Consider the following 6,307-nt stretch of genomic DNA (forward strand, 5'->3'; position numbering starts at 1 on the left):
CGAACCACGACGAAGCTCATCCTCATCGATATCCGGCCAATCAAAACCGAGCTTCTCCATCACCCAGATCAGCTCGTTCGGCAACATCATCCCCACGGCGTACCCTCCCAGAGAAGACTCTATGCGCCGAGGGCGCATACCCGCGACGGGGAGAACTACCCGTTTCGCGCCGAGCGGTTCACCGCCAGTTGTAGGTGAACATCCATCGCAGGGCATCGAGCGCTTCGTCGGACAGTTCCGGATGCCTCGCCGCCATCACCCCGCGGGCCTCATCGCCGCCTTGCACCAGGGTGCGAGTAGTCCAGTCGATCCCGATCGCCAGGCACTCGTCCGTGATCGCACGCACGTGCGCGAGGACCGCATCCGGATCTGCACCGGCCCGATTGGCGAAGGCGACGACTGCGTCGACGTCGGACCTCGGGAAGGATGACCGCCCGTTGCTGAGGTACTCGAGGATGGCTGTAGTCAAGATGCTGTCGTGAGTGTCATCCGTCATTTGGTCGCTTCCCTGTACAAGACGAGCTATTCGCCACTGAGTTCGAGGGTGTCGGGAACGTAGTAGCGAATGGGCGCGAGCTCGGTCCGCACGACCCTGTCGCCCGCCTGCTCCATGAACTGCGCAAAACCCATCACGCCGGTAGCGCCTCGCTTGTTCGCGACGATCACACTATCGACCACCGGGAGTAGTGCAGCCGTGCCACTCATCCAGGTGGCGAAGGTCACGGTGAGGCCGCTCTCCAACTTCTCCAACTTCGGCTCGAGCACCCGCCGGCTTCAGAGCGAGCACCGCGGCATCGTTGGCCCCGGGAGTACGCCTCAACCCGTATCCGATGAATGCCAGAATCGCCGCGGTGAGATCAGCGTCGCTGAAGAGCTCCGATTCCCCCAGGTCATCCGCTTCGTTGCTCATGATCGATACGTGTTCAACGCCCGTTGTGGGTGCTTCACCGCACGAGGTAGGTGAAGTAGTTGCCGAGTTTGACGAGCGCATCCTCAGACAGCTCAGGATGCCGGTCGTGCATGACGTCTTTGACTTCGTGCCAGATGTCGATCAAGGACTTACCCGTCCAATCGATACTGATCTGCTCGGTCTCTCTCACGATCTCCCGCACAGCAGCGAAAGCTACCTCCGTGTCCGATCCGAACCTCGATCTGAACTCTTCCAAGTTCTTGTTCGGACGAGCGCGGAGGAAGATGACGATAGCCTCACTGAGGTTCCTCGGATCGTAGGCAACCGCTCTCAATGCTGAGAGCTCGGATGAGGCGTGATCTCCCGCATCAGAAGTACTCAAGGTACGCCCAGCGCCAGGCGAGAACATCTAGTGCTTCCCTGCTCAATCCGGGCCAGATCTTCTCGAACTCCGACGCGAACGGGCCAGCGAGGCTTCCGTTCTCAAATGGATCGTCGCCGAGCTTGACCGTGTCACTGGCTCTCAGTATCCGCTTTACCAACTCCAGAAGCTGGGCGCCATCACTAGGCGCCAGCGCGAACACCGCGGCATCGTCAGTTCCCGGAGTGCGCCGAGAGCCATAGCCGACGAAGGCGGTGATCGCCGCGGTGAGCAGATCAGTTTGAGTATCACCGGACGAAGACATTGAGAATACTTCCTGTCGCAGCATCGATCGCCTGAATGACATCTTCAAGATCAGTTCCGAAGGAGCGCACGAGCACAGAGCCCTTGCGCACTTCGTCTTCATCGATGTCGGGCCACTCGAAGCCGAGCTTCTCCAACACCCACACGAGTTCGTTCGGCAACATCAGTCCCACGGCGGCACCTCCGCAGAGGAACCTACGGTCTCCGGGAGCCGAGCGGCGGCGAGCCGAGGAACTATGTGGAAACTACGTACATCGACCGGGCACCACAGGCCCGCCGAGCATCCGCTATTTGGGGACGGCCGCCCACTGCGCGACGCCGTAGGTCAGCGGAGCGGCGGCGCCGTTGCGCGGCGCGATGCCGGTGACGTCTTTGTCGAGGATCGTCACGCGCGGGTTCACCGCGAGCGGCAGCGCGACGGCCGACCGCACGATCGATGCTTCGATCTGCGCGAGAACGTCGCGGGCTTCGTACACGTCGGCGGTCTGCGCGAGCTGGGTGATGAGCACGTCGCGTTCCGGGTCGGTGGCGCCGGTGATGGATGCTTCGCCGTAGGTGCCCCACTGCTCGGCGATCTGGGCGGGGGTCTGCGGGATCGGCACGCGGGTGATCACGGCATCCCAGCTGCCCTGTTCGAGGGCTGCGGCGTAGTCGTCAGAGCCGCAGTCGACGACGCTCCACCCGGCTTCTGCGGCGGTGTCTCGCAGGGCGGCGAAGGCTCCGGCGGCGAACTCGCTGCCGCGGTCGTAGAGCACGCACACCGGTGCGCCGGCCGCCACCCCCGCCGTCTCGCGCTCGACCGCAGGATCGTCGGGTGAGCCGAGTGTGTCGGCGAAGCCCGAGTCTTCGTTGACGATTTCGTAGGCGCGCGACCCCGGCACCGACACCATCGACGTGGTGCCCGTGTAAGCGGACGCCCATTCGCCGGCGCCGCCGGCGACGAGTGCGGCCGAGGGTGCGGCGTGGATGAAGGCGATGCGCGCGGGCTGATGCGAGAACGCACCGACGGGGTTGAGCATCAGAGCCCAGATCGTGCCGTCGTTCGAGGTGTCGATCGTGAAGTCCTGGCGTTCGAGCTCGTGGATCGGTTCCCAGTTGGCGGCGAGAGGCGCCACCTGGGCGACGTCGAGCGTGTCTCCGACGGCCGCGATGGGGTCGTCTCCGGGAGGCACGAAATCGATGCGTGCGACCTGCGGGCTCACGAGTCCGCGATACGCGGCATTCGGCACCAGCGAAACCGTCTGCGCTTTTCCCTCGCCGTCGACCTTGTCCAGGCGGAACGGCCCACTGGAGAGCAGCAGATCAGCGGGGATCTCCCCCTTCTCCGGCAGGTCGAACCCCTCGTTCCACACCTTTTCGATGTCGGCGAGCGCCGAATCGTCGCCCTGTTGGATCGCCCGGATGATCTCCTGCTTGGCCTCCATCGCGTCGTCCGTACCGAACGCGCGCTGCCCGACGACGTGCGCGGCGACGGGCACCGTGACAGCCGACTGCCACCCCAGGATCGGCTGGGGGTAGGTCACTTCGATGGCCCGCGCGAACTCGTCGACCTTCGAGACTTCGGGCGCAGCATCCGCCGCGGCTTGGCCCTCTTCGTCGAAGTATCCGGATGCTCCGGCCCAGCCCAGCACCAGATCGGCTGCATCGAGGGGGATGCCGTCCGACCAGGCGGGTTCGGCGAGGTCGTAGCGCACCGTGAACGGGTCGTCGCTCACGATCGTGACGGTGCCGAAGCCCTCGTCGGCGACGAAGTCTCCGTCGATCACATCACCGAATCCACCTCGGATGGTCTCGGCGATGTCGATGTTGCCCGGCGTCGGAGACGCGGCGGCATTCACCGAGGTGAGCTCACCCGTCCACCCCGCGGTGATCTTCGTGCCCGCGACGACCGATTCCGGCATCGCCGGAGCGCACGCTACCAGCCCCAGGGCGAGCACGGCGACGGATGCTGCCGCCGCGCGGCGCGCTCCCCCCATGACGCGTGTCACACCAGATCGGCGTCGTCGCCGCTTTCTTCCGCGAGCGCGCGGAACGGCTCGCTCTCTTCGCTTTCGAGCCACGCGCGTGCGTGCTCGAGCAGCACGGCCGGAGAATCTTCTGCCTCTGCTGCCGTGCCGAACGGACCGATCGTGTCTTCGGAGGGGCGCACGTCTGCGCGCTCGACCGACTGCGTCGTCAGGTTGTACCAGTAGGGCTGTGCGCCACTCATCAGCTCTGTGCTCCGCTCATGTTCCCGATTCTAATCTCCGCGCGCCGTGCGTCGCGGGCAAAGGCAGAGGTCGTGGTGTCGATCTTACGACCGGCACCACGACCTCTGAGAAGCACGAGAGGGGTCAGCCGCCCGCGAGCTCGGAGTCCTTGTCGCGGATCGAGTCCGCCATGCGGTCGAGCGCCTGTGCCATGTCGTTCACGGCCTCGGCTGCGTCGTCGAGGGATGCCGTGAGCTCGGAGTACGCGGTCGAGTACGCGTCGGACGCGTTCTCGGTCTTGAACCCGTCCTGGACCAGGTCGTCGATGACGCCCTGGAGTTCCTTCAGGGTGTCAGTGACGGTGCTGCGCCCGTCGCGGAGACGCGCTGCCGCGCCTTCCATCTCGCTGTATGTTGCACCAAAGTCATGTCCGGCCATGAGAACCGCCTCCCGAAATGATCGTCTTCAGGCCCTTACCGGCCTCTTGAGATGAGGTTAGCCAATAAACCTCGTGCGGCCTATGGGGAGCGGTACCCATCACTCCCCTTCCTCAGTGCTTCCCCCGACATGCAAAAGGGCTGCGACCCGGTCGTGAGACCGGGCCGCAGCCCTGAGAAGTACGAGAGGGGTCAGCCGCCCGCGAGCTCCGAGTCCTTGTCGCGGATCGAGTCCGCCATGCGGTCCAGAGCCTGCGCCATGTCGTTCACGGCCTCGGCTGCGTCGTCGAGGGATGCCGTGAGCTCGGAGTACGCGGTCGAGTACGCGTCGGACGCGTTCTCGGTCTTGAACCCGTCCTGGACCAGGTCGTCGATGACGCCCTGGAGTTCCTTCAGAGTGTCAGTGACGGTGCTGCGCCCGTCACGCAGACGCGCTGCCGCGCCTTCCATCTCGCTGTATGTTGCACCAAAGTCATGTCCGGCCATGAGAACCGCCCCCTTGAAATGATCGTCTTCAGGTCACTGGTCGACCTCTTGAGACGAGGCTAACCGGAAACCCCGGTTCGTCCAACGGGTAGCACTACCCATGCGCCGGCGACGGTCTGAGGTCAGCCGAGCGTCGGACGCAGTTCTTCGCGGAATACCTTGCGGTTCTTGGGCGTCATCTTCCAGCGACTCTCGTCGGCGTCCTCGAAGGTGACGTTGTACTTCCCTGACGTGCGATCGAGTTCGACCAAGATCTTCAGGGGCAAGGCATCGCCAGCCTGGCAATAGCTATCCGTATAGGACTTCACAGCCGCTGCGACCGCCCATGGATCCGCAGCCACTGCGGATATGGTCCCATCGGGCGAGTAAAGGTAGCCGTGCGCCTCATTGAACTTACCGTCGGGGAACTCAAGAATCATCGCCATCGACGCCCACCCGTCCCCATCAACGCTGGGGCCGCTCATCGTGTCGACGAGGTTGCGAATGAGATCGGCAGTGACGTTGTCTGACATGCATTACCTCCGGGAGATCATCGCCAAGGGCGACTTTGCCCCCTGAGGTCAGTCGAACTTCGGGCGCAGCTCTTCGCGAAGCGTTTTGAACGTGCGAGGAGTGACTTGCCACCGTGTGTCATCCGTGTCTTCGAAGGTGACTTCAAAGCGACCCTGGCTGCGGTCGAACTGAACGAGGAACTTGACAGGCAGCGGCGCACCCGGCTTGTAGTGGCTGTCGGTGTAGTCCTTTACAGCGGGCTTGACCGCCCACGGGTCCACGGTGACGGCTGAGATGGATCCGTCCGGCGAGTACGCATACCCGGCGGCGCCGCTGAACTCTCCCTCGAAGAACGAGACGATCATCGCGAACGACTCCCAGTCCTCCTGAGCATTTTCCAGGTTCTCGACCAGTGCGCGGATAAGTCCGGTAGTGGCATCGCTCGACATTGTCGCCCTTCGTCTCGTTCTCAGTTCATGTCAGCAGAGTAGACGCGATCGAACGTACCACCCGCGCTGTTGGGGAAGGTCTCCTTGTTGTTCCACACGATCTCACCTGTAGCCGGATCGGAGACAACGTATTCGACTTTGAAGTTGTCCGGTCGTACCGCCCCAGGCGGGTCCACGTCGATACGGTAGTCGACCTGGTGTCCGCTCCCCACCCAATCAGCCCACTCGTTCTCCATCTTCTTCCATGCGCCACGGTTGAGGTTGGCTGCCTGCGGCACGATTCCCTCGTCAGGTGTGTCGCCGAAGAACCGATGAGCCCCCAGGTGACCGCCGTCATCACCCACGTCGCCGAGCCGCCCGATCTCGGTCGCGTTGTCACCGCGCGGACTGCTGCCGAAATCCTCGTAGATCGTGCCTCGCTCAACCACCGGACGACCAGTCTCCGGGTCCCAAACCGTCGTCTTGGTGTTGTCGTTCCGCGACGTCACGGTGTGGTTGTATGCGTCGACGTCTTCGACACCATCGCTGTTTCGCCGCTGCTTCTGTCCGTGCGCGCGAAAGAGGTCGGCGAGTTGCCGAATGTGGATCGGCATCCCGTCGAGCGAGTCCTTCATTGATCGGACAACCGGTTTCAAACTCATGGTCAGTCTCCTCCGATA

Annotated in this window: 12 protein-coding genes; all 12 read right to left on the bottom strand. The window is 63.6% G+C overall.

The window, feature by feature from the left end:
- Positions 1–178: 178 nt before the first annotated feature.
- Positions 179–469, bottom strand: coding sequence for a hypothetical protein (locus ACIOSY_RS17780; protein WP_400855546.1), 291 nt, complete (start codon positions 467–469; stop codon positions 179–181).
- Positions 470–522: 53 nt separating this feature from the next.
- Complete coding sequence (locus tag ACIOSY_RS17785; protein WP_400855547.1) at positions 523–765, bottom strand: hypothetical protein; 243 nt, start codon at positions 763–765, stop codon at positions 523–525.
- A 179-nt stretch (positions 766–944) separates the two neighbouring features.
- Positions 945–1,292, bottom strand: a complete 348-nt coding sequence (locus ACIOSY_RS17790; protein WP_400855548.1) for a hypothetical protein — start codon at positions 1,290–1,292, stop codon at positions 945–947.
- A complete protein-coding gene (locus tag ACIOSY_RS17795; RefSeq protein WP_400855549.1) occupies positions 1,279–1,596 on the bottom strand; it encodes a hypothetical protein in 318 nt (105 codons plus the stop codon). The genes ACIOSY_RS17790 and ACIOSY_RS17795 overlap by 14 nt, the downstream gene beginning before the upstream one ends.
- Complete coding sequence (locus ACIOSY_RS17800; RefSeq protein ID WP_400855550.1) at positions 1,580–1,768, bottom strand: hypothetical protein; 189 nt, start codon at positions 1,766–1,768, stop codon at positions 1,580–1,582. The genes ACIOSY_RS17795 and ACIOSY_RS17800 overlap by 17 nt, the downstream gene beginning before the upstream one ends.
- A 114-nt stretch (positions 1,769–1,882) precedes the next feature.
- Positions 1,883–3,583 carry a hypothetical protein gene (locus ACIOSY_RS17805; RefSeq protein WP_400855551.1) on the bottom strand — a complete coding sequence of 567 codons (1,701 nt, stop codon included), beginning with the start codon at positions 3,581–3,583 and terminating at the stop codon, positions 1,883–1,885.
- The gene (locus tag ACIOSY_RS17810; protein WP_400855552.1) at positions 3,580–3,804 is read right to left on the bottom strand and encodes a hypothetical protein; all 225 of its coding nucleotides are present in this window, start codon (positions 3,802–3,804) and stop codon (positions 3,580–3,582) included. Before ACIOSY_RS17810 ends, ACIOSY_RS17805 begins: the two co-directional genes overlap by 4 nt.
- 124 nt (positions 3,805–3,928) lie before the next feature.
- Positions 3,929–4,222, bottom strand: a complete 294-nt coding sequence (locus ACIOSY_RS17815) for a WXG100 family type VII secretion target (RefSeq protein ID WP_400850331.1) — start codon at positions 4,220–4,222, stop codon at positions 3,929–3,931.
- 191 nt (positions 4,223–4,413) lie between these two features.
- Positions 4,414–4,707, bottom strand: a complete 294-nt coding sequence (locus ACIOSY_RS17820; protein WP_400850331.1) for a WXG100 family type VII secretion target — start codon at positions 4,705–4,707, stop codon at positions 4,414–4,416.
- A 122-nt stretch (positions 4,708–4,829) separates the two neighbouring features.
- On the bottom strand, positions 4,830–5,219 hold the full coding sequence (locus ACIOSY_RS17825; RefSeq protein WP_400855553.1) for a hypothetical protein: 390 nt from the start codon (positions 5,217–5,219) through the stop codon (positions 4,830–4,832).
- 48 nt (positions 5,220–5,267) lie between these two features.
- On the bottom strand, positions 5,268–5,648 hold the full coding sequence (locus tag ACIOSY_RS17830) for a hypothetical protein (protein ID WP_400855554.1): 381 nt from the start codon (positions 5,646–5,648) through the stop codon (positions 5,268–5,270).
- A 20-nt stretch (positions 5,649–5,668) separates the two neighbouring features.
- The gene (locus ACIOSY_RS17835) at positions 5,669–6,289 is read right to left on the bottom strand and encodes a DNA/RNA non-specific endonuclease (RefSeq protein WP_400855555.1); all 621 of its coding nucleotides are present in this window, start codon (positions 6,287–6,289) and stop codon (positions 5,669–5,671) included.
- Between the last annotated feature and the right edge of the window lie 18 nt (positions 6,290–6,307).

The organism is Microbacterium sp. NPDC087665 (genome assembly GCF_044743285.1).
GTDB lineage: Bacteria > Actinomycetota > Actinomycetes > Actinomycetales > Microbacteriaceae > Microbacterium.